The following is a 23,005-nucleotide window of genomic DNA, read 5'->3' as shown; positions in this document are numbered from 1 at the left end:
AGGGTGCACCGACTGATGGAGACCTATGACGTGGTGGTCGTCGGCGCGCGCAGCGCCGGCGCCTCGACCGCGATGCTGTTCGCGCGTGCCGGTCACCGGGTCCTGCTGCTCGACCGCGCGACCTTCCCCAGCGACACGCTCTCCACCCAGCACATCCACCGGCCCGGACTGCGTCTGCTGAGGAGGTGGGAACTGCTGGAGCGGCTTGCCGCGACCGGCTGCCCGCCGGTGCGCCGGATCTCCTACACGCTCCAGGACGTTCGGCTCGGCGGACCGGTACCCGTGGAGGAAGGGATCGACGCGGTGTACGCGCCCCGCCGGTACGTGCTGGACAGCCTGATGATCGACGCGGCGGTCGAAGCCGGGGCCGAGTTCCGTCAGGGCTGCACCGTCACAGGCGTACTGACCGAGGACGGGCGGGTGACCGGAGTGCGCTGCCGGACGGGCCGGGGCGGCCCGGTCGAGGTGGGGGCCCGGTTGGTGGTGGGCGCGGACGGGATGCGCTCGACGCTGGCGGGTCCGTGCGGGGCGGTGGTGGAGCAGAATGACGCCCCGCGCACCTGTGTGTACTACGGCTACTGGGAGGGGCTGCCCGCACAGTTCGAGGTGTACGAGAGGACGGGACGGCTCATCGGCGTGGTCGGCACGCACGACGAACTGACCCTGGTGGCCGCCTACTTCCCCCAGACGGAGTTCGATGACGTACGACGGGACGCCGACCGCGCGTATCTGGACGCCATTCGGACCACCGCCCCCGCGCTGGCCGAGCGCACCCTGTCGGCCCGGCGCGTCGAGCGGTTGCGGGGCACCGGCAGCCAGCTCAACTTCTTCCGCACGGTCAAGGGGCCGGGCTGGGTGCTGGTGGGGGACGCCGGATGCCACAAGGACTCCATCACCGGCACCGGCATCAGCGACGCCTTCGAACAGGCCGCGCTGCTGGCCGAGTCGGTCGGCGACGACCTGCACGACGACCGGGAGCTGGGCGCGGCGCTGGACCGCTATGCCACGGGGCACCGGAAGCTGATGGGCCCGCGGTACCGGACGGCACTCGACACGGCGCGGCTGGAGGTGACCGAGGAGCGGCTGGCGTTCACCCGTTGGATCGCGAGTGATCCGGTGTCGTCCGACGCGTTCCTCTCGGTGGCGGTGAGCCATGTCGACGCGGCCCGGCTGCTCCCGGCCGCGGGGTGAGTGAGGGTGGTCCCGACGGAACGGCGCCGGGACCACCCTCCTGGTCACGCGATCAGGCCGCGCAAGGTCTGACCAGCCCCGTCTCGTACGCGAGGATCACCGCCTGGGTGCGGTCCCGCAGGCCCAGCTTCTGACACAGGTGGTAGAGGTGGGATTTGACGGTCGCCTCGCTGAGCGACAGGATCTTGGCGATCGTCAGGTTGGAGTGGCCGTTCGCGACGAGCGACAGCACGTCACGCTCTCGGTTGGTGAGCAGCGAGAGCTGCTCGGAGTCGGCGGAGGCGGCCTCGGGAGAACGGCTGACCAGCCTGCTGACCAACTGCACGGCGCCCGGCGATTTCAACACCATCGCGCCACCGGCGATGTCGCGGATGGCGGTGGGAAGCGTATGGGGATCGCAGTTGCCCGGCAATAGTCCCCGCACCCCGCCCTTCAGAGCCGACAGCAGCTCCGCCTGCTCCGTCCGGGAGCTGAGCATGAGGACGCCCGGTGCGGTGTCCGGGGAGATCCTGCGCAGGCTCTTCGCCATGGCGATGCCGGCCACTGCGTGGGCGTCGTGGTTGATGAGCACGACATGGGGTCGCAGGTTCTGTACCGCTGTGATCATCCCCGGGCCGTCCAGGGCTTCGCCGACCACCGTGATGTCCGGTTCTCCCTCCAGGACGCTGACCATCCCCGCTCGCATCAGATGCCGTGGGTCACAGATCAGGACGCGTATACAGTCAGCCCCAGTTTTGTTCGTCATACCGTGAAATAACCCCCGTGAGTGCATGGTCCGCGAAACGGGCATACGCGGAGTGGCCCCCGTCTATGGTCTGGACCACTCGTCCGCTTTGCAGAGTACTGACATTGCACGGCAAAGATCCAGTGACAACCGCGCCCGTCCTCCAACTCCCGTGTGACGAGCGGTGGAGAGCCGCCCGAAGGGTCAGCCCTCAGTCTGAGGAGCAAATCCGGTCCAGGGGCGGACGACATCATCCGGCCACGGTGCGAAGGTGATCCGGTCGGTCGGCTCAGGGGGAACAGATGCACACTCAGCCGGATCTCGATCCGTTGCTCGACTTCAGTCCGTACCGGCTGCTCACGGAACCCGACGCGGTCCACCAGCGGATGCGCGAGGAGGCGCCGGTCCGTCTCGTCCGGGAGGAGAGCGGCTTCACGTACTGGCTGATCTCCCGGTACGCCGAGGCGCGCCAGGCGCTTCGCGAACCCGCTCTCTCCAACGACCCGCGACGCCTCGGCCATGCGGTGGACACGGACAACGCCTACTCGCCGATGGCGAACAACGACCCGCCGCACCACACATGGCTGCGCAGACTCGTCTCCCACGGATTCACCCGGCGCCGGATCGAAGCCCTCACTCCACGCGCCGCGGCTGTCACCGACGACCTCCTCGACGCTGTCGCACCCGCGGGGCGCGCGGATGTGATCGCCGACCTCGCCTTCCCGCTGCCGGTGCTGGTCATCTGCGAGCTGCTCGGCGTACCCACCCAGGACCGGGAGGCGTTCCGCACCTGGGGGGCGCACACCCTCTCCACCGCCGCGGGGCCCCGCACCCGCGAGGAGCGCTCGCGCCGGCTGCGCGCGTACTTCACCCGGCTCGTCGCGGCCAAGCGGACCGCCGTCCGAGCCGACCTGGCGCCGGACGAGCAGCCCGACCTGCTCAGCGCCCTGATCGTGGCGCAGGAGCGGCACAGCAGCCTCACCGACGACGAACTCATCGGACTCGCCGTGCTGTTGCTGGTCGCGGGGCACGAGACGACGACCAACCTCATCGGCAACGGCCTGCTGACCCTGCTGCTGCACCCGGACCAGCAGCGACTCCTGCGTGACGAGCCGTCCCTGCTGCCGTCCGCCGTGGAGGAGCTGCTGCGGTACGAAGGCTCCGCGGGGCAGTCCTCCCTGCGCGTCGCGGTCGACGACCTTGTCATCGGCGGGGCCGTGATCCCCCGGGGCTCCGTCGTCAACATCGGTCTGTCGCTCGCCAATCGGGACCCCGGGGCGTTCCGGGACTCCGACACCCTGGACGTCCGGCGCGACCCCAATCCGCATCTGGCCTTCGGGCACGGCATCCACTACTGCCTCGGGGCGCCGCTCGCGCGCATGCTCGCGGCGACCGCGCTCGGAGCGCTGCTGCGCAGGTTCTCCGGCCTGGCGCTCGCGGCCCGGCCCGACGAGCTGCACTGGCGCCAGATCAGCATCCTGTGCGGGCTGGCCGCACTCCCCATCTCCTTCGATCCCGTTCGTCCGGAAACGAGTGGCACGTGACCATGATCGACCCGATGGCGGCAGCCAACCTCTACCGCCTCGCCTTCGGTTTCATCCCCGCGCAGATGATCCATGCCGCCGTCCGGCTGCGGATCCCCGACCTGATCGCGGGCCGGACCCTGACCGCCGGAGAGCTGGCGGAGCGGACCGCGACCCATGCCCCCGCGCTCCGCCGGCTGCTGCGCGGCCTGGCCTCGATCGGTGTGCTGGAGGAGCACGACGACGGATTCCGGCTGGCTCCGGCGGGCGAACCGCTCCGCTCGGACGTGCCAGGCTCCGTCCGCCCGATGCTGATGCCGTACTTCCACGAGACCATGTGGGCATCCTGGGGCAGGCTGACGGACTGCGTGCGCACCGGACAGCCGTCCGTGGAGACGGTCACCGGAGGCTCGGTGTTCGACCTCTTCGCGGCCGATCCCGAGCTGGGTGCGGAGTTCCACGCCGCGATGGCGGTCAGCGGCGGCGCCGAAGCCCAGGCGCTGGCACGGTCGTACGACTTCGGGGACGTCCGGACGGTCGTGGACCTCGGTGGTGGCAACGGCGCATTGCTCGCCGGCATCCTCGGACACCATCCGCACCTGCGCGGCATCCTGGTCGACACCCCGGTGGGCGTGGCCGGCGCCCCGGACACGCTCACCGCCGCCGGGGTCGCGGACCGCTGCGACATCGTGGCCGAGGACTTCTTCGCCTCCGTGCCCGACGGCGGCGACCGCTATGTGATCAAGAGTGTCCTGCACGACTGGGAGGACGAGCGGTGCGTGACGCTTCTCGGCAACTGCCGCCGGGTCATGTCGGACACGGCCAGGGTGCTGATCGTCGAGGTCGTCGCACCACCCGTCGTGGACGCCACGACCGACCCCTTCCTCACCGTCAGTGACCTGAACCTGATGGTGCTGACCCACGGCCGGGAGCGCACCGATGAGGAGTTCACCGAACTCCTCCGGGCCGCGGGTCTGGAGCTGACCGGCATCGGCGCACCGCTCGGCTTCAGCGGCTACCGGGTCATCGAGGCCCGCACCGCCGCCGGACCGGCCCAGTGACGCGCCAAGAACACGGAGGAACGCGAGAGTTGGGAACCATCGAGGAAGCCACCGGCCAAATCGGTCCCGGTACGCTGCGACGGCTCGCGGCGGCCTGGCCCAGGCGGGCCACGGTCCGCACCGACATGGAGAAGGTCACCGGAGCGCAGGAGTACGCCCCCGAACTGCTCGACTACCCGGTCACCCTGATGCCCTTCGGTGAACATCCCGACTTCCAGGGCGCGCCGGAGGACAAGCGGCGCACGGTGAACACCCTGGGCTGGATCGCCTACAACGAACGTGTCGTGGCAGCCGAGGAGTTCGTCGTCAACCCCACCTTCGAGAAGCTCGGTCACGCCGTCTACCCCGGCGTGGACCGCTTCGAGGTCAAGGAGATCGTGCGGCAATCCCACATCGACGAGGTGTGGCACACGTACATGCACATGCTGGGCATGCAGCGCACCCGGGAGGCCAGAGGCATCACCGCCGAACCCGACTGCGGCCCCCCGGTGACCAACCGCCTGCTGTACGAGGCGCAGGAGGCGGCGGGCGAGCGCTGGGAAGCGGACCTGCTCCACCTGCTGTGGACCACGGTCGGCGAGGTCAGCGTCAACGCCTTCCTCGACCTGATGGCCCGTGACGCGACCGTGCAGCCGATGCACGCGACCATCGCCCGGTTGCACGCCCGCGACGAGTCGGCCCACGGCCCGGTCATGGTCGAGGTGATGAAGGATGTCTTCGTCAACCTGAGCAAGCGGCAGCAGGACTTCTTCGTGGCGTCCCTGCCCGCCGGCATCACGGCGTTCTGCGCCGAGGACTTCGACTGGTGGCTGAAGGTCCTCGAGTTCGTCGGCATCCCGAAGGCCCGGGACATCATCGAGGACTCCCGCGGCGGTCCGCACGCGGATCTGCTCGTCACCGACTTCTCCGGAATCCTGCGCATGCTGCGGGAACTCGGCGTCGAGGACCGGGTGGACTTCGATTTCGCGGGGCCCGCGGAGGCCGGCGTCACGGGGAGGACCGCATGATCCTCACCGGTCCCGAGATCACCGAGGCCGCGCACGACGGACGCATCGTCATCACCCCGTTCAACCCGGACCAGGTGAACCCCAACAGCTACAACGTCTGCCTGGGAGACAGGCTGCTGACGTACACCGATGACGTCATCGACCCCTACCACCCCAACGCCACCCGCGAGATCACCATCGGGGAGGACGGTTACGTCCTCCAGCCCGACCAGCTCTACCTCGGACACACCGTGGAACAGGTCGGCTCCGACCTCTACGTACCGCTGCTCTTCGGGCGGTCCTCGGTCGGGCGCCTCGGGCTGTTCGTGGAGATCACGGCGCCCATCGGCGACATCGGCTTCCACGGCCAGTGGACGCTGATGCTGTCCCCGGTCCGGCCGCTGAGGGTCTATCCCGGGATGAAGATCGGCCAGATCATGTTCTTCGTGTCGCTCGGCGAGGTCGACCTCTACCAGGGCAAGTACCAGGCATCGGCGGGCCCGCAGGAGTCCCGCTACTGGAAGGACCTGGCGGTGCCCACGACATGATCCTCACCCGTGAAGCCATCGCCGCCGCCGTCGAGCGCGGTGACATCGTGATCGAGCCCTTCGACGCCGACCGGATCTCACCGAACGCCTACGACTGGCGCCTCGGGGACCGCATCCGGGTCTGCGAGGGCGACGAGCTGGACGCCGCGGCCGCGACCCGCGTCACCGAGCACGTCATCCCGCCCGAGGGCATGGTGCTGCGGCCGGGACAGCTCTACCTCGGCGTCACGCACGAGCGCACCCACTCCGAGCGCTACGCCCAGATGATCAACGGCGACCGCAGCCTCGGCGCGCTGGGCATCTGGGTGCATGTGTCCGCCCCGCTCGGACACGTGGGCCACGCGATCCGCTGGACCCTGGAGATCCGGGTGGCCCGTCCCGTCCGGGTCTACCCGCTCATGCCCTTCGGGAAGATCGTCTTCCTGGTCGCCGCGGGCGAGGTGTCCAGCTACCAGAACCTGGGCCGCAAGTACACGCGGACCAGCGGCATCGACATATCGCGTCTGTACGAGGAGCTGCGGTGAGCGCGGTGCGTGTGCTGACGGGGCTCGACCTGCCGTGGGGCAGTCCGGGTGGCAGCGTCGAGTTGCTCAAGGACCTGTATCTGGACCCTTCCGGGCCGTTGGCGGCCGACGCGTTCATGCTCGTCCCGGACGGTCCGCAGCCGGTCGCCGAGACCGGCACCGCGCCTCCCGCCCTGCTGGACGTACCGGGCAAACAGCTGAGCGGCGAGGGCTTCTGGGACTACGTCGACCGGCTGACGGACGCGGTCACCGCGCGCTTCCCCCACCACGAGCAGGACGTCGTCCACCTCCAGCACCTCGCCTTCGGCGCCACCCCGGCACTGCTGCGGGGCTATCCGAAGCAGCCCGCCATCGGACTGGTGCATGGCACGGACCTGCTCTTCGCCGCGGAGTACCCGACCCAGGGCGAGGTGCTGCGCGAAGCGGTGGCGGCCGCCCGCTCCCTGGTGGTGCCGACCGCCGGGATGGCCGACCAACTGCGGCGCCTCACACCGGTCGAGAGCGGCCGTATCGTCCACATCCCCTGGGGAGTGCCCGACGCCCTGCTCGCCGAGCCGCCCGCGCGAAGGCGCCGGGACGACTCGGAGCTCCGCGTGCTCTACGCCGGCCGTCTCACCACCGAGAAGGGTGCCGCCGAACTGGTCGTCGCCCTCTCCGGCGCACCGGGGCTGCGGCTCTCCATGGCCTCTCCGGTGGCCGAGTTCCGCCGGCTCTCCGCCGAGCTGGACCTGTCGGCCGTGCACCATCTCGGCTGGCTGCCGCGCAAGGAGCTGTGGGCGGCCTTCGCCGAGCACGATCTGCTGGTGGTGCCCTCCGCGAAGCTCGAGGCCTTCGGCCTGGTGGCCGTGGAGGCCCAGGCGTGCGGGCTTCCGGTGGCCTACAGGCCGGTGCCCGGGCTGCGGGACGCACTCGGCGACTCGGCCCTGCCCCTCGACCTCCTCGCCGATCCGCAGCGGGCCCTGGCCGAGCTCGCCAGGCTGCGCGACGACCCGGGCGCCCTGGACGAACTCCGTCGCTCCGGATTCCGGAACGCGGCAGGCTTCCCGCTGTCCAGGACCGCACGCGAACTGGCCGCCCTCTCCTCCCAGGTGCGGTGAGACCGGCTCCGGCTCCCTACGTCCGAAGGAACACGACATGTACACCGCCGCGCTGTTCGATCTCGACGGCACTCTCATCGACACGGAGCCCCGCAGCTTCGAAGCGTGGTCGCGGCTCTTCCGCAACCACGGTGTGCCCCATGACGAGGCCACCATCAAGGGCTTCGCCGGACGGCCCGGAAGAGAGGCGCTGCTCGACCACCTCGACCGGTTCCCCGGACACACCGCGGACGAACTCTTCGCGGAGGCCCTCGGTTACACGGCCCTCCCGGACATGCCCCCCGTCAGGGCAGTGCCCGGTGCCCTGGAACTCCTGGACCGACTGCGCGAGTCGGGAGTACCGCTCGGACTGGTCACCTCGGGCACCCGGGACTACGCCCGCCACGAACTCGGTGCGATCGCAGCGCTGGACCTGTTCGACGTCCTGATCACGTCCGACGACGTGACCCGCGGCAAGCCGGATCCGCAGGGTTGTCTCGCCTGCTGCGCGGCGCTGGGGGTGGAGCCGTCCACCGTCGTGGTGTTCGAGGACGCTCCGGCCGGGGTGATGGCGGCCAAGCGCGCCGGCGCCGACTGTGTGGCGATCACCTCCACCCAGTCGGCGGCGGCGCTTGCCGCGGCCGACCTCATCGTCCCCGACCTCACCGGAATGACCTGGCCACCCCCGACCCCCTCCGTGGCCGCGGCGGCGCGGGCGGAGGCCTGAGCCATGAGCGAGGCGATTCTGGAAGTGGTCGTCACCTCCGCCGAGGAGGCACGCGCGGCGGTCGAGGGCGGCGCCGACCGGCTGGAGCTGGCGGCCCACATGGAAGCCGACGGAATGGCCCCCTCGCTGACGGAGTTCGTCCGCACGAGGGAGGCGGTCACCGTTCCGCTGCGCGTCATGCTGCGCGACAAAGGCGGCTTCCAGGCCGCCGACCTCGACAAGCTCCGCGCCACCGCCGACGGGCTGCGGGCGGCGGGTGCTCAGGAGTTCGTCCTCGGGTTCCTCACACCGGACGGCGCGCTGGACCTGCCCGCGGTCCGCGCCGTGCTCGACTCGATTCCGGGCTGCCGTTGGACCTTCCACCGGGCCGTGGACCACGCGGCCGACCGGACGGCGGTCCGACGCGTCATCGACGGGCTGCCCGGCCTGGACACCGTCCTGTCCGCGGGCAGCGTCACCGGTGTCGCGGCCGGCCTGCCCACTCTGCTGGCGGAAGCGGACCGCCACGGGGAGCCGGGCTACACCATGGCCGTCATGGCGGGCGGAGGGCTGGAGGCGGAGCACGTCCCTCTCCTGCGCGCCCGGGGCGTCCATGCCTTCCACGTGGGCACAGCGGTCCGGTACCAGGGCTGGGACAGCCCGGTCGACCGGGCCGCAGTACACCGCTGGCGACACCTCGTCGACGCCGCCCGGAAGGATGCCGGCTGACATGCCGTCCGAGACCGCGACGGCGCCCGAGTGCGTGTTCTGCGACATCGTGGCGGGCCGACTCCACTCGGAGATCCTCTTCGAGGACGAGCGGACGGTCGCCTTCCTCGACAACACCGCGGTCATGGAGGGCCACACCCTTGTCATCCCCAAGCACCACGCGGCGGACATCTGGGCCGTCTCCGAGGACGACGCGGCGGCGGTGATGCGTACGGTCCACCGCATGGCCGGGGTGCTCCACGGCGTCCTGGAGCCGGACGGCATGACGCTCTTCCAGGCGAACCGCCCGGCGGGCTGGCAGGACGTCTTCCATCTGCACGTCCACCTGGTCCCCCGGCGGGACGCCGACCATCTGCACCGCCCCTGGTACGTGGACCGCGCCGATCCGGCCGCGCTGGCGAGGACCCGCCGCCGCATCCTCGGGACGGCGGGAGCGGAGTCCACCCCGTCCGAGGTGACGCCTGACCTCGGGTAGTGCGTTCCTCAGTCGGCCGCCCGCGTCAGGGCCGCCACGAACTTGCACTGGGCGCCGCGACAGACGGAGCGGACCCAGTCCACCGGCTCACCCTCCGCGGTGCGCGAGCGGCGCGTCAGGAGCAGCATCGGCCGGCCCGCATCGGTGTGCAGCAGCGCCGCCTCGTGCGGGGTCGCCAGGGACGTCTCGATGGTCTCCTCGGCCTCTGCCGGACGGATGCCGCACATCTCCGCGAGCGCCGTGCAGGGCGGTGTGTGGTCGGTCAGGCCGGCAGCAGCCGCTCCACAGATCGGGAGTTGCTCCAGGCTTCGTAGCAAATGGTCAGCATGAGGCCGGACGGTGTCACTGCCGGTGTCCGTTCGCTGCACAACTGATGGGCGACGGGGACCGTCCCGGCTAGCCGGAGACGGCCTTCGCCCAGCCCTGGTTGACCGTCTCCCTCGCCTTCTCGAGTTGCGCGTCAGTCGGGAACTGCGGTGTTCCCTCAACCGTCGGCAGTCGTGCAGCGGCGGCCTTGTCGAGGGTGCCGTCCCGCCTCATGGCGTCCATGAGCACTGGGCGGGCAAAGGCGCGCAGCCGGAGGTTCTGGCCCTCTGGGCTGAAGAGGTACTCCTGCCACAGCCGGGCAGCCGCCGGGTGCGGGGCGTTCTTGTTGATCGCCAGCGCGAGATACTGGGCGAAGCTGCCGTCGAAGGGGATCGCGACCTGCCAGTTCACGCCCTTGTCGCGGAGCTGGTCGGCGTAATGGAGGTTGATGTAGTCCCAGTTGATGCTGATGGGGGTCCGGCCGTCCTCGACCGTTGCCGAGTTGGAATTGAGGGGGTTGAAGTTGCCGTTCCTCTTGAGTTCGGCGAAGAAGTCGAGACCCGGCTGGATGTTGTCGAACGACCCGCCGTTCGCCAGCGCGGCAGCGTAGACGCTGTCGAAGGCGGTCGCAGACCGGGGCGGGTCGCCTTCGAGTGCGACCATGCCCTTGTGATCGGGCTTCAGCAGATCGGCGAAGGTTGCCGGGCAGACCTTGACCCGGTTGGCGTCGCAGCCGATGGAGATGTAGCCCCCGTAGTTGTTGTACCAGCGGGCCTTCGAGTCCTTCTGATTGCCGGGAATCGCATCGTAGGCGGCTACCTTGTACGGCGCGAGCAGATTCCGCGCCGCGGCGTTCCGTGCGAACGTATCGCCCACGTCGATCACGTCGGGTGCGGTCGGCCGGTTCCCGCTCTTCCTCAGGGCGTCGATCTCGTCCTCGCTGTGGCCCAGCGGATCCTCGACCATGACCTTGATCCGGTACTTCTTCTCGAAGCCGTCGATCAGGCCGCCATAGTTGGCCCAGTCACGCGGCAGCGCGATCGCTCTGAGCGTACCCTCCTGTTTCGCTGCGGAGATCAGTGCGCGCATGCCGCCCACGTTCTCGGCGGACGTGGCCACTGACGGCTTCGTGAGTGTGGCGGGCGGTGTGTTCTCGCAGGCGCTCAGGCCCAGTGCCACGAGAGCGAAGCAGCCGAAGACCGCCGCTGCTCGGGCACACGGTGTGGTCACGACTGCTCCCCGGGCGTGGGGTGTGAGGTGGTCACCTCGGGCGGTTGCCGGCAGCACCACTGGGCCCGGATCGGCGGTCCTTCCGCTGTGCCTCCCGGCTTCCATGGGGCCACTGCGCCGACGAAGTGGTCATAGAGGCCAGGGTACCCGGCCGCCTTGACGGCGGAATGGCGACCGGAAGCGTGCGGATCAGCATCTTTACCCGGCTGGACGATGGTTCCGTACGCCCCGAGCCGCAGCGGCACCCGTGCGGGCACCCGGGCGTGCGCGACGGTGGAGGGACGGAACGTACGCGTTCACCTCACAGTGCCGTGTCGTCCCATTGGCCGAGCAGGACCTCGTCGAGTCCTTCCGCCTCCGGCGTGGCGCCGCCGTGGAGGGACTGTTCGGCCCAGATGACCTTGCCGGTGGGCGTGTAGCGGGTCCCCCAGCGTTCGGCGAACCGGGCGACCAGGAAGAGTCCGCGGCCGCCTTCGTCAGTGGCTTTCGCCCGGCGCAGCCGGGGCGAGGTGCTGCTGCCGTCGGAGACCTCGAAGATCAGGGTGCCCGCGCCGGGGCTGCTGATCGGCACGGTGCGCAGCAGCCGGACGGCGATGGGCTCGGCGCCGTAGCGGATGGCGTTGGTGATCAGCTCGCTGAGGACGAGTTCGGCGGTGAAGCCGACCTGCTCCAGCCCCCACTCCGCCAGTCGGCGGGCGCAGGCGGTACGCACCGGGGCCACCGCTGCCGGGTCACGGGGCACGTCCCACTCGGCGACCTGCTCTGGTCCGAGTCGGTGCGTGCGGGCCACCAGCAGCGCGATGTCATCCCTGGGCCGGTCGGACAGCATGGCCTCCATCACCGCCGCGCAGGTGGCCTCCGGCGTGAGGTTCGGCCCTGTCAGAGCATCGCGCAGGGCCTCCAGACCGACGTCCAGGTCTCGGATGCGGTCCTCGATCAGTCCGTCGGTGTAAAGCACCAGTCGGGAACCCTCGGGCACGGTGAGCTCGGCGGTCTCGACGGGCAGGCCGGCTCCGAGTCCCAGTGGCGGGGAGACGGGCAGCCGAGGGAAGTCGACGGTCCCGTCGGGCCGGACCACCGCCGGTCCCGGATGGCCGGCGGTGGCGACGGCCAGCCGCCCGGAGGTGGGGTCGTAGACGGCGTATTGGCAGGTCGCCCCGGTGACCATCCCCTGTCCGTACTCCGCGGCGACCTCCTCGGTGTCGATCTGCGCCACCAGCTCGTCCAGTCGGCCCAGCAACTCCTCCACGGGCATGTCCAGGCCGGCGAAGTTGCGCACAGCGGTGCGCAGCCGGCCCATGGTCGCCGCGGCGTGCAGACCGTGGCCGACGACATCGCCTACGACCAGTGCCACCCGGGTACCGGACAGCGGGATGACGTCGAACCAGTCCCCGCCCACCCCGCTCTGGGCCGGCAGGTAGCGGTAGGCCACGTCGAGGGCGGACTGCTCGGGCAGCGCGCGTGGCAGCAGGCTGTGCTGCAGGGTGACGGCCATGGCGTGTTCGCGGGTGTAGCGGCGGGCGTTGTCGATGCACACAGCCGCCCGGGCGGCCAGCTCCTCGGCGAAGGACACGTCGTCGTCCTCGAACGACGGGGAGCCCTTCGCGCGCCAGAAGTCCACCGCTCCCAGCACCACGCCGCGGGCTCGCAACGGAACCACGAGCATCGAGTGGATGCCGTGGTCGAGGATCCGCCGGGCACGTTCGGGGTGCTGGTCCCGCCAGCCGTCGGAGGCACTCAGTTCCCCGATCAGGACCGGTCTGCCGTCGGCCATCGCCGCGGAGACGGGGTGGCCCGGGACGAAACGGATCAGCTCGCCGACGGGGTGGAGGAGATCGTCCTCCTCCAGACCGACGACGGCGCTGCGGCGCAACTCGGTGATACCGGCGGTAGCACCGGAGGACTCCTCGCCGCGCAGGACCGGGTCCAGCAGTTCGACGGTGACGATATCGGCGAACCGGGGCACCGCCACCTCGGCCAGTTCCTCGGCTGTGCGCTTCACGTCGAGCGTGGTGCCGATCCGCAGCCCGGCGTCGTAGAGCCAGTTCAACCGTTCGCGCGCCACCTCCGCCCGGCCGGAGAGGGCCCGCAGCTCGGTGGTGTCCCGGAGCGTCACCACGCTGCCGCCCGGTCCGTGAGGTGCGGTGAGCCGCTTGCTGACCGCGAGCAGCCGGTCGGCCGCCAGGTACACCTCGTCGGTGGCGGGGCGATCGGAGGCCAGCAGCCCGGCGAGGTCCTCGTCCAGCCCCAGATCGGTGATGTCTCGCCGCTCCGTGTCCGCCGGCAGGTCCAGGAGCCGTCGTGCCTCGTCGTTGGCCAGCAGCAGCCGGCCGTCACCGCCGACGATCAGTACTCCTTCCCGCACCGCGTGCAGCACCGCGTCGTGGTGCTCGTACATCCGGGTCATCTCGGTCGGCCCCAGCCCGTGGGTCTGCCGTCGCAACCGTCGGCTCACCAGGCCCGACCCGCCTGCGGCGACGACAAGGGCCATGGCGGCGCCGCCGAAGAGGACCGGCAGCTGCGTGTTCAGCCTGTGCTGCACCTTCTCGACCGTGACGGGCACGGCGACGATGGCGACGACCGAGCCGTCAGGACCCCTGACGGGGACCGCCGAGATCACGGAGAGTCCCAGGGACCCCTGGAAGGTACTGGTGAAGGGCTTGCCCGTCGCCGCCTTCGCGTAAGGGCCGATGATGTGTTTCCCGATCTGGTTCGGGTCGCTGTGGGTGAGAGTGATCCCGTTCAGTCCGTACACGACGATGGCGTCGACGCCCGCGGCCTTCCGGGCCGCCTCCGCGCGCGGCTCCAGCACCGCGGTCGGGTTCGCGCTGTTCAGCGCCGGTACGATCCCCGCGGAGTTCGCGAACGTCTGCGCCGCGGTGAGCGTCCGGTGGCGGGCGTCCGCCATGACATCGCGTCGTGCCTGCACCACCAGGGCCACCAGGGCGGCGGCGACGAGCAGCACCACGATCGCCAGCTCGAGCAGGAACACCTGGCCTGCGAGGCTGTGCACGCTCAGCAGCGAGCCGGACCGCCATGCCCCTCTCTCCTGGCGGGGCCGACCGGGCCGATGAGTCCTCATGGACGCATCAGGCGTATCGCGTCCTGATTGATCCGAAACTTCCCTCATGTAATCTTTCTATCGTTTGTGGGTGCTTGACCACCAAGCGACCGAGACGGACCGGTCCACGCAGGGACGGCGACGAGCGCATGAGCCCTGCCGGATTCCCGCAGGTCAGGCACAACCTCTGATGTCCGGTTCGAGCTCGCTCGGCGATGTCGTTCGGCACGAGCGCCGGTGTCCGGTCGGTTCGATGAAGGCGGGGTCCGTGTCCACGTGACGGGACATCGGAGCCCGCCCACCGAACGGAGCCGGCTCCGTTCGATGGATGCCCTCGGCACCGAACAGCGCTTGTGTGCAGCGCCAGGTCCAGCCGCCGCGAGGAGGTCGACGTCCGCCCCGGTGAGCGGACCGGGCTCCGCCCGCGACTCGGCGCCGATGCGGCACGTACGCTCCAGCTGGGGTGGTGCCGACGGTCGAGGCGGCATTCCGGCCTCCAGTGCGGCGAGGTCGAGCAGGCCGGGCAGTGCGGCGAGGTCGAGCAGGCCGGCCCGGTGGCCGAGGAGCGTGGACCGGCCGATGCCGCCCGCCCCTGGCCCAGCTGGACGGCCTCGGCCGGTACACGAGCGGGGTGCTCGGCGCATCCCCGGCACCGCGGGACCGAATCCGGACGGGAACCGGTACCGCAGTACCAGGGCGCCGAAGGGCACGTGACGGGGATCTGATGCGCCCATGGGGGCCGATCCATACCCTGGTTCCGTTCGCTGGTCGGGCAGGGCGCAGACCCGTGAACGGCCTTCAGTTGTTCACTGATGCGGCGTCAGCAAAATCGGCAAGCTGTCTCCTGAGCGATCCGAGCGGCTACTGCACGGAGCCGTTGGAACGTGACCGAGTGTGGGCAGTTGCTCCTCGCCGGATGGTTCTCCGGCTGCGCCGGCCGGACAACCGCAGGAGGATGGCGTCGGGCGGACTGTCAGGCCCGGAATACGGGGATCTGCCTTCTGCGCTACTGAGCGAAGGACGCCGACGGAAGGCTCCGGCGATGAGCGGCGAAGCATGGGCCGGCTGGCAGTGGCGAGCGTCGCGGCCGCATACGCCCTGGGCTCGCGGCGGCTGGCATCGTCACCGGTGTCGTCGGCGATGGTGTTCGTCGGCTGCGGAGTTCTCCTCGGTCCAGTGGCCCTCGACATCATCGACCTGAAGCACGGCGCCGAGCCGGTCATCGCACTGCTCGAAGCGGCCCTCACCCTGGTGCTGTTCACGGACGCCATGACCGTCCGCAGACGGGACCTGCGAACCGACGGCTTCCTGCCGGGCCGGCTCCTGTGCGTCGGTCTGCCGATGAGCATCGGGGCAGGCTGGCTGCTGGCATGGCCCCTGCTGCCCGGGCTGACCCTCTGGGAACTCGCCTTGCTCGGCGCCGTCCTCGCTCCCACGGACGCAGCCCTCGGCAAGACCGCCATGTCCAGTCCACGGGTCCCCGCACTCGTCCGGCACGGCCTCAACGTGGAGAGCGGCCTGAACGACGGCATGGTACTGCCGTTCTTCGTGCTCTTCCTGGCCGCCATACCGGGCACGTCCGCCGCGCAAGAGGGAGAATCGGGCATCTTCTGGCGTGCCCTGGTGCTCAGCTCGGTCCTGGGCTTCCTGGTCGGCGCGGTCGGCGGCCGGCTGTTGCGATCGGCGCAGGCACGGGGGTGGGTCTCGCGTGAGTGGGCGCAGCTCCTCGTCCCGGCCGTCGCCACGGCCGCGTACGCACTGGCGGTCGTGGTGGACGGCAGTGGCTTCATCGCCGCCTGGATCGGCGGCTTCGCCTTCGGTTTCGTACTGCGCCGGTTCCCGGCCGCCGAGCCGCAGGAGAGCCCCGACCCTTTGCAGGACGTCCCTGACCCTACCGCCGCTTTCACCGAGCACCTCGGGGAACTCCTGGCCTCCCTCAGTCTGCTGGTCTTCGGAGCCGTACTGCTCGGCCCGACGCTGGAGAACCTGAGCTGGGGCATCGTCGGCTACGCGGTTCTCAGTCTCACGGTCGTCCGGATGCTGCCAGTGGCTGTCGCGCTCGCCGGCAGCGGGCTATGTCTTCCCACGGTGGCCTACATCGGGTGGTTCGGACCCCGAGGTCTGGCATCCGTCGTGCTCGGGCTGCTGCTCCTTGAGGAGGAGCACGTCCAGGGAGTCGAGTTGCTGGCGAGAGTGGTGGCGGTCACTGTCGGCCTGAGCGTGTTGCTGCACGGTGTCTCCGCCGTCGCCCTCGCCGACCGGTACGGCAGCTGGCACGAGAAGACCACGGCCACGGGCCGGAAGCTGCGCGAGGGCACTCCCGTTCCCGAGTCCGCCCGGGGCGCCCCGCGTCGGGAACGAGAGCCATGAGTCAGGATGGGGGCTGGAGAACTGTGTCAATGACGTAGATGGTGGCGTTCGCGGCCTTGATGTTGCCGCAGACGATGTTCGCCTTGCCGTTGACCTTGAAGTCGGTGCCCGAGCCCGACGTGGTCAGTTTGCTGCCTTCCATCGTCGTGAAGGAGCCGTTGGAGAGTTCGTCCGGGGTGATCTGCTGGTCCACGACGTGGTAGGTCAGCACCTTCTTCAGCTGCCCCTGATTGGTGAGGAGTGAGGCGAGCTGCGACACGGTGACACTCTTGAAGGCCTGGTCGTTGGGAGCGAAGACGGTGATGTCGGGCTTCCCGTCGAGGGCACTGCTCAGCTTTGCTCTGACCGTGGCTGAGACCAGCTGGCTGAGCTGTGGATATGCGGCTGCAGCCTCTACAACCTTGTCCTTGACCGTGCTGGCCTTCTGGGAGAGCGCCGAACAGCCGGGACCGAACGTCCCCGACGGGCTGGGAGACGCATCCTGTGCGTGGCTCTGCGATGCCGGACCTCCGAGCACGAACGGGATGGTGACCAGAGCTGCCGCGGTGGCCTTTGCTGTACGCATGCGGGTGAACCTCATCGCAACCTTCCTCCCGTGGAGGCATGAACACTGCAGAGGTTTGGACTGCGGAAGTCTTCGTTTCCGCCGGGCGGGGTGGGGTGGGGTGGCTGCTGCACCGCGGCCTTGGGCCCTCATCACCCGGCCACTCAGCGAGCGTATCCAGCAGATGCGGGTGACTGCATTTCGAAGTCCGGACGTTTCGAAGTCCGGACGCGGTGAACGCCCCGCCCGGCAGGACATCGGCCTACCCGGGCTCGCCGAATTGACGCAGGCGGCCAGTGGTCGGCCTGGCACGGCAGGAGCGAGACGCTCCTGCCGGCGTCCAGTGGTGGGAGGAGTGGGGCGCCGGCCTGGGCGGCTCCTCAAACGTGCGGACGTGGTACTGCCAGCCTTCAGGAAGCTGCAGGCGTTCCCCGAGCGTGGGCAGTTGCTCCACGTTCAGGTCCGGGTCGACGTGCCGGGAGAGGCTTTGCATGACGTACTGGTGTCCCTCGGGGGAGACGAGTTCGTGGATCTCGCTGCCCTTCCGGAAGAGCCACTGAGTGGTGCGCCCCACGGTGAACTGTGTGTAGGGCGGCCGCTTGGCGCTGAGGAACATCTGCAGGTCGGGGACATGGATGTCGGCCACGGTGTGCATGGCGATGCCCTCTACGGAGGTGACTCGTCCGGCGTCGCGGAGCTCCGCGGTAGCGGCGTCCATGAGCGCGCGGCGCGGCCCGTTCATCCACACGGCGTCTCCGTGGAACTCCGCTGCCAGGGCGGCGGGATTCAGGGCGCGGAATTGCTCGTCGGTGAAGTCGACCGGCAGGCCGAGGGTGTTGTAGACAACCCCCGTCGCTCCAGGACCGTCGGCATCTTTGGTGAAGACGATGATCTCGGCGTGAGGCACGCCGAGGAGATTTTCCGACTTCCTGGTCACTGACTCCAAACGCCCGCTCTTGCACGGGCTTCGCCGTTCGGCGTACGAGTGCCTTTTTCGCCCCGCACAGCGGGAGGCAGCCGTCGTTTCCCGTGACTGCCATGGTGAGGCGGTCGGCGCCTCTCCGGCTGCGTCGACCGGCAACGCGGGGGAGGATGGTCGCTGGGGGGCTACGCGGCCGGGGTCCGGAGACCTTGCCCTCGATGCTGTTGAGCGAAGAGGTGTCGATATGTCCGCACCATCACAGAGCCCTGCCTGGCGGCGGATCCCCGAGAACGTGGCCGGCGCAGCCGTCACGGTGGCACGGGCCGCCGGGCGTGCAGCCCTTCACCCGAAGTCCACGATCGATCGCGCGCGCCATCTGCCGGACATCATGCCGGCGCTGGGGCAGGCGGTGAAGCCGATCCTGACCGGACGCATGGACGACTGGCGTGGTGAGTACGCCTACACGCTCGGTGAGCAGGCCTTCGTCTACGGGTTTCCGTACATCTACAACGCCCGGCTGAGGCACGACTGGGTGACGCAGCCGCGGAACCCCTCGACCGTTCCGTACGCGCCCGTCAACCATTTCTGGCACGCCGAGCGGTTGCTGGACGCGACCTACCGCGACGGCGGGTGCCCCAATAATGACACCCTGTATTCGGCGGCCTGGGTGAACCTCGGCAGCGAGCCGGTCATCCTCTCCCATCCGGACATGGGCGATCGATACTTCACCTTCGAACTGGTGGGCATCACATCCGACAACTTCGACTACGTCGGTCAGCGCACCACCGGCTCCGGTGCGGGCAGCTTCGCCCTCGTCGGCCCGCAATGGCAGGGAAAACTTCCCACCGAGGTACGACGCCTGAAGAAGGCCCCCAGTCCCTGGGTTCTCGTCCTCGGCCGCACGCTTGTCAGCGGCCCGGACGACGTGCCACGCGTCCGGGAACTCCAGGAGCAGTACCGGCTCACCCCGCTCAGCCTGTTCGGCAAGCCGGACGCGAAGGTCCCCGAAAGCCGTGACGTCCTGACGCCGATTCCGGCGGAGGAGGATCCCCTGGGACCGTGGAAGACCCTGAACGCGATGCTGGCCGAAAACCCCCCTCCGTCCCATCACCACGTCCTGCTCCAGCAGTTCGCCCAGATCGGGATAGGCCCCGGCCTCGACGTCGAGGCTCAGCCCGACGCGGTCAAACGAAGCCTGATCCGGGCGGCCGCCGTCGGCGCGCCCCTGCTCAAACAGCAGATTCTCAGCGGCGACTGGGCCCACCTCGTCCACGGCTGGCGCTACCCGCCCGCGCAGATGGGACGCTTCGGCGACGACTTCCTCAAACGCGCCGCCGACCAGTCGTTGCTCGGCGTTGCCGCCAACGACCCTGCCGAAGCGGTCTACTTGCTCAACTTCGACGACGCAGACGGCAAAAAGCTGGCCTCCGAAGGCCGGTACGAACTGCACTTTCCCAGCGACGCACTGCCACCGGTCGACGCCTTCTGGTCGCTGACCGCCTACGGGGAGGACATGAATCTCATCCCCAACCCGGCCGATCGCTACGCGGTGGGCGACCGCAGCACCGGCCTGCAGTGGGACGCCGACGGCGGACTGACCATCCACCTGCAGAGTGAGCCGCCTGATCAGGGCAGGAAAGCCAACTGGCTGCCCACCGCGAAGGAAGGCACCTGGTTCGTGGCCCTTCGCATGTACCGGCCCCGCCCGGAGGTGATCGACGCGACCTGGGAGTGTCCTCCTCTGACGCGTAAATACTGACGAGGGTGGGCAAAACCGCCGGTAGATGACCTCGCCTCCTGTGGTGCCACCCCCGCACCACGGTGTTGATCAAGGGCTGCGGGGTGATTCGGGCGGGCGACGACGCGGACGTCTCGGCTTCGTGGTGAGTCGGCGGCTGGGTCCGGCGCTGCGCGTTCTCGTAGCCCTGGGCCTTGTGCTCGATGCCCTTGACCATGTACTCCGGCTTGCCGGGAACGTCACGGGCGTGCTCGTGCGACCGCCGCGGCGTCAGCAAGGTCAGCAACGGGTCAGTGTGAGTCCTCAGACACCTGCCGACAGCTGACCGCACAGGAGAAACGAGGTAGCCTCCGAAGACCGCCCTTGACCTGCAGAAAGCAGGCAGGGAGCAGACAAACCGGGAGTTTCTCCATGCTTCGCACCATGTTCAAGTCCAAGATCCACCGCGCCACCGTCACCCAGGCCGACCTGCACTACGTGGGATCGGTGACCATCGACGCCGACCTCCTCGACGCCGCCGACCTGCTCCCCGGCGAGCTGGTCCACATCGTCGACATCACCAACGGCGCCCGGCTGGAGACGTACGTCATCGAAGGCGAGCGTGGCTCGGGAGTCATCGGGATCAACGGCGCGGCCGCCCACCTCGTCCACCCCGGAGACCTGGTGATCATCATCAGCTACGCTCAGGTCACCGACGCCGAGGCGCGGGCGCTCCGGCCGCGGGTCGTGCACGTGGACGCCGACAACCGGATCGTGGCTCTCGGCGCCGACCCGTCCGAGCCGGTGCCCGGCTCGGACCAGGAGCGCAGCCCGCAGGCCGTCTCGGCCTGACCGGCGGACGAGGACCAGGAGCGTGCGTACCCATGAGTGACATCGAGATCCGTGACGACCGGGCGGCGGGCCGCCTGGAGGCCGTCGGTGACGGCGAAGTCGTCGGTCACATCGAGTACTTCGTCCTCGAGTCGCCCGCGCGCGCCCTGGTCCCGGTCCACACCATCGTGGAGCCCGCCCACGAGGGCAAGGGCATCGCGGGCTCGCTGGCCCGTGAGCTGTACGCGGTGTCCGAGCGCGAGGGTATCCCGGTCGCCCCGCTGTGCCCGTACGTCGTGAAGTGGGCCGAGCGCCACCCCGACGTGGCCCCGACCGCCGACCCGGAGCTGCTGGAGGCCGCGAAGGACTGGCTGCGGGCCCACCCCGGACGCTTCTGAGCACACCGACGCCTCCCGGCCACCCGGGCCCGCCGCCCGCCGCCGTCGGGGTGAGTGGCCGAGCGGGCGCCGGGTACGCGGGGAGTAGTCCAGGCGACGCCAACGACTGCTCGGAGGCTCCGATGACGAGCCCGTACCCCGACCCAGCATCCCCGGGACCGCCACCGGCCCCGGGCCCCACCCCACCGGACCCCTTCCCGACCCCGGTCCCGCCCCCGGAACCGGGTCCTGCTCCGGCCCCGGAGCCCGTACCACCGCCGGCGCCCACCCCGCCACCGGCCCCGGGCCCTCCGGAACCCTCACCGTCCCCGATCCCCCCAGGCCCGGAACCCGAACCGAACCCGGAACCGGGCCCACCCCTCACCTGAAAACCCCGGGTGGGTCCGCGCCCCAAGGGGGCGCGGGGAACTGCGCGACCAGCCACGACACACCCGCACACGCGACCCGACCGCACCCCGCACCCCACTAGGCGCACAAAGCCCGGCCGGCCCTAGGCGGAAACCTCACCACGGTCCCCACCCCACAGCGTGTGGAACGACCCCTCCCGGTCCACCCGCCGATACGTGTGTGCCCCGAAGAAGTCCCGCTGCCCCTGCGTCAAGGCCGCCGGCAGGCGCTCCGCACGCAGCGCGTCGTAGTACGCCAGCGCCGCCGCGAAACCGGGCGTCGGCACCCCCTGCCGGGTCGCCGCGATCAGCACCTCGCGCCAGTCGTCCTGCGCCGCGGCGATCTCGCGCGCGAAGGCGTCGTCCGACAGCAGGCTCGGCAGATCGGCCCGGGCGTCGTACGCGGCACGGATGCGGTCCAGGAAGGCCGCCCGGATGATGCATCCGCCGCGCCAGATCGAGGAGACGGCGCCCAGGTCGATGTCCCAGTCGTACTCCTCGCTGCCCGCGGCGATCTCGTGGAAGCCCTGCGTGTACGACACGATCTTCGAGGCGTACAGCGCCTGCTCCACCTGGTCGGCGAACGCGGCCGCCTCCGACTCGCTCAGCGGCGAGGGCTTCGGCCCGGCCAGGCCCTGCGAAGCGGCCCGCAGCGCCGCGTGACCCGACAGCGACCGGGCGAACACCGCCTCGGCGATGCCGGACACCGGCACCCCCAGGTCCAGCGCGATCTGCACCGTCCAGCGGCCGGTGCCCTTCTGCTCGGCCTGGTCGACCACCACGTCCACGAACGGCTTGCCGGTCGCCGCGTCCACGTGGGACAGCACCTCGGCGGTGATCTCGATCAGGTACGAGTCCAGGCGGCCCGTGTTCCAGGTGCGGAAGATGTCCGCGATCTGGGCGGGGGAGTAACCGGCGACGTCCCGCAGCAGCTGGTAGGCCTCGCCGATCAGCTGCATGTCGGCGTACTCGATGCCGTTGTGGACCATCTTCACGAAGTGGCCGGCGCCGTCGGGGCCCACGTGCGTGACGCACGGCGCGCCGTCGGCCGCCTTCGCGGAGATCTTCTCCAGCATCGGGCCGAGCGAGTCGTAGGACTCCTTCGGGCCGCCCGGCATGATGCTCGGCCCGTGCAGCGCGCCCTCCTCGCCGCCGGAGACGCCCATGCCGACGAAGTGGATACCCTGCTCGCGCAGCGCCTTCTCACGGCGGCGGGTGTCCGCGAAGTGCGCGTTGCCCCCGTCGATGATCATGTCCCCGGGCTCCAGGAGCGGGGCGAACTCCTCGATCACCGCGTCCGTCGGACCGCCTGCCTTGACCATGATGACCAGACGGCGCGGGCGCTCCAGGGCCGCCACGAAGTCCTTGGCGGTCTCGGCCGCGATGAAGTCGCCCTCGTGCCCGAACTCCTCCACCAGCTCCTGCGTCCGCGACACCGTACGGTTGTGCACGGCGACCGTGTAGCCGTTGCGCGCGAAGTTCCGGGCGAGGTTGCGGCCCATGACCGCGAGGCCCGTGACGCCGATCTGCGCTGAAGTGCTCATACCGCCTGCTCCCTAACTGCCTCGTGACTACGGCTCCGTCAGTACGGGCCCTCGCCCATCCTGACGTGCCGCTACGGCGAGCGCACATCCGACCCGCCACGCATGTTTACGCACGGAAGGCGTCCGTCTCCTCAGTGTCGCCGTCGTTCGCGG

20 protein-coding genes and 1 pseudogene are annotated in these 23,005 nt (G+C 69.9%); 14 read left to right on the top strand and 7 right to left on the bottom strand.

Annotation, left to right across the window (positions count from 1 at the left end):
* The first annotated feature begins 15 nt into the window (after positions 1–15).
* Positions 16–1,191 (top strand): NAD(P)/FAD-dependent oxidoreductase, encoded by a 1,176-nt coding sequence (locus tag ACIF83_RS07695; protein ID WP_393470835.1) that lies wholly within the window; start codon positions 16–18, stop codon positions 1,189–1,191.
* Positions 1,192–1,243: 52 nt separating this feature from the next.
* Here the strand turns inward: ACIF83_RS07695 and ACIF83_RS07690 are convergent, their stop codons facing one another.
* Positions 1,244–1,936, bottom strand: coding sequence for a LuxR C-terminal-related transcriptional regulator (locus ACIF83_RS07690; RefSeq protein ID WP_399724368.1), 693 nt, complete (start codon positions 1,934–1,936; stop codon positions 1,244–1,246).
* A 281-nt stretch (positions 1,937–2,217) separates the two neighbouring features.
* On the opposite strand from ACIF83_RS07690, the gene ACIF83_RS07685 reads away from it, so the two are divergent.
* The 9 genes from ACIF83_RS07685 to ACIF83_RS07645 are packed head-to-tail and all read left to right on the top strand — an operon-like array spanning position 2,218 to position 9,543.
* Positions 2,218–3,459: a cytochrome P450 gene (locus ACIF83_RS07685; protein ID WP_399724366.1), complete on the top strand. Its 1,242-nt coding sequence runs from the start codon at positions 2,218–2,220 to the stop codon at positions 3,457–3,459.
* A 2-nt stretch (positions 3,460–3,461) separates the two neighbouring features.
* Positions 3,462–4,499, top strand: coding sequence for a methyltransferase (locus tag ACIF83_RS07680; protein ID WP_399725181.1), 1,038 nt, complete (start codon positions 3,462–3,464; stop codon positions 4,497–4,499).
* A gap of 29 nt (positions 4,500–4,528) precedes the next feature.
* The gene (locus ACIF83_RS07675) at positions 4,529–5,506 is read left to right on the top strand and encodes a diiron oxygenase (protein WP_399724364.1); all 978 of its coding nucleotides are present in this window, start codon (positions 4,529–4,531) and stop codon (positions 5,504–5,506) included.
* Positions 5,503–6,033, top strand: coding sequence for a dCTP deaminase (gene dcd, locus ACIF83_RS07670; protein WP_393470846.1), 531 nt, complete (start codon positions 5,503–5,505; stop codon positions 6,031–6,033). Before ACIF83_RS07675 ends, dcd begins: the two co-directional genes overlap by 4 nt.
* Positions 6,030–6,557, top strand: a complete 528-nt coding sequence (locus ACIF83_RS07665) for a dCTP deaminase domain-containing protein (RefSeq protein ID WP_393470849.1) — start codon at positions 6,030–6,032, stop codon at positions 6,555–6,557. The genes dcd and ACIF83_RS07665 overlap by 4 nt, the downstream gene beginning before the upstream one ends.
* On the top strand, positions 6,554–7,654 hold the full coding sequence (locus ACIF83_RS07660) for a glycosyltransferase family 4 protein (RefSeq protein ID WP_399724361.1): 1,101 nt from the start codon (positions 6,554–6,556) through the stop codon (positions 7,652–7,654). Before ACIF83_RS07665 ends, ACIF83_RS07660 begins: the two co-directional genes overlap by 4 nt.
* A 37-nt stretch (positions 7,655–7,691) precedes the next feature.
* Positions 7,692–8,360, top strand: coding sequence for an HAD family hydrolase (locus ACIF83_RS07655; protein WP_399724359.1), 669 nt, complete (start codon positions 7,692–7,694; stop codon positions 8,358–8,360).
* A gap of 3 nt (positions 8,361–8,363) precedes the next feature.
* Positions 8,364–9,068 carry a copper homeostasis protein CutC gene (locus ACIF83_RS07650; RefSeq protein WP_399724357.1) on the top strand — a complete coding sequence of 235 codons (705 nt, stop codon included), beginning with the start codon at positions 8,364–8,366 and terminating at the stop codon, positions 9,066–9,068.
* Between the two features lies 1 nt (position 9,069).
* Complete coding sequence (locus tag ACIF83_RS07645) at positions 9,070–9,543, top strand: HIT family protein (RefSeq protein ID WP_393470861.1); 474 nt, start codon at positions 9,070–9,072, stop codon at positions 9,541–9,543.
* A gap of 8 nt (positions 9,544–9,551) precedes the next feature.
* Here the strand turns inward: ACIF83_RS07645 and ACIF83_RS07640 are convergent.
* The 3 genes and pseudogenes from ACIF83_RS07640 to ACIF83_RS07630 form a co-directional block, all read right to left on the bottom strand.
* Positions 9,552–9,791 (bottom strand): annotated as a pseudogene (locus ACIF83_RS07640) (UTRA domain-containing protein); the annotation flags it as partial.
* A gap of 148 nt (positions 9,792–9,939) precedes the next feature.
* Complete coding sequence (locus ACIF83_RS07635; RefSeq protein WP_393471324.1) at positions 9,940–11,079, bottom strand: ABC transporter substrate-binding protein; 1,140 nt, start codon at positions 11,077–11,079, stop codon at positions 9,940–9,942.
* 301 nt (positions 11,080–11,380) lie between these two features.
* Positions 11,381–14,161, bottom strand: coding sequence for a SpoIIE family protein phosphatase (locus ACIF83_RS07630; protein WP_399724355.1), 2,781 nt, complete (start codon positions 14,159–14,161; stop codon positions 11,381–11,383).
* Positions 14,162–15,196: 1,035 nt separating this feature from the next.
* Here ACIF83_RS07630 and ACIF83_RS07625 point away from each other — a divergent pair.
* The gene (locus tag ACIF83_RS07625; RefSeq protein WP_399724353.1) at positions 15,197–16,510 is read left to right on the top strand and encodes a cation:proton antiporter; all 1,314 of its coding nucleotides are present in this window, start codon (positions 15,197–15,199) and stop codon (positions 16,508–16,510) included.
* Position 16,511: 1 nt separating this feature from the next.
* Here the strand turns inward: ACIF83_RS07625 and ACIF83_RS07620 are convergent, their stop codons facing one another.
* Positions 16,512–17,090, bottom strand: coding sequence for a fasciclin domain-containing protein (locus tag ACIF83_RS07620; protein WP_393470869.1), 579 nt, complete (start codon positions 17,088–17,090; stop codon positions 16,512–16,514).
* 226 nt (positions 17,091–17,316) lie between these two features.
* Positions 17,317–17,961: a hypothetical protein gene (locus tag ACIF83_RS07615; RefSeq protein WP_399724350.1), complete on the bottom strand. Its 645-nt coding sequence runs from the start codon at positions 17,959–17,961 to the stop codon at positions 17,317–17,319.
* Positions 17,962–18,268: 307 nt separating this feature from the next.
* On the opposite strand from ACIF83_RS07615, the gene ACIF83_RS07610 reads away from it, so the two are divergent.
* The 3 genes from ACIF83_RS07610 to ACIF83_RS07600 all read left to right on the top strand — a co-directional run bounded on the left by ACIF83_RS07610 (position 18,269) and on the right by ACIF83_RS07600 (position 20,922).
* Complete coding sequence (locus tag ACIF83_RS07610; RefSeq protein WP_399724347.1) at positions 18,269–19,735, top strand: DUF1254 domain-containing protein; 1,467 nt, start codon at positions 18,269–18,271, stop codon at positions 19,733–19,735.
* A 390-nt stretch (positions 19,736–20,125) separates the two neighbouring features.
* A complete protein-coding gene (panD, locus tag ACIF83_RS07605) occupies positions 20,126–20,545 on the top strand; it encodes an aspartate 1-decarboxylase (RefSeq protein ID WP_189870787.1) in 420 nt (139 codons plus the stop codon).
* A 32-nt stretch (positions 20,546–20,577) separates the two neighbouring features.
* Positions 20,578–20,922, top strand: coding sequence for a GNAT family N-acetyltransferase (locus ACIF83_RS07600; RefSeq protein ID WP_393470879.1), 345 nt, complete (start codon positions 20,578–20,580; stop codon positions 20,920–20,922).
* Positions 20,923–21,412: 490 nt separating this feature from the next.
* On the opposite strand, the gene gndA is transcribed toward ACIF83_RS07600, so the two are convergent.
* On the bottom strand, positions 21,413–22,852 hold the full coding sequence (gndA, locus tag ACIF83_RS07595; RefSeq protein ID WP_393470882.1) for an NADP-dependent phosphogluconate dehydrogenase: 1,440 nt from the start codon (positions 22,850–22,852) through the stop codon (positions 21,413–21,415).
* Positions 22,853–23,005: the final 153 nt, after the last annotated feature.

Source organism: Streptomyces sp. NPDC085866 (assembly GCF_044541035.1).
Classification (GTDB): Bacteria; Actinomycetota; Actinomycetes; order Streptomycetales; family Streptomycetaceae; genus Streptomyces.
This window is presented reverse-complemented; position numbering and strand designations above follow the sequence as displayed.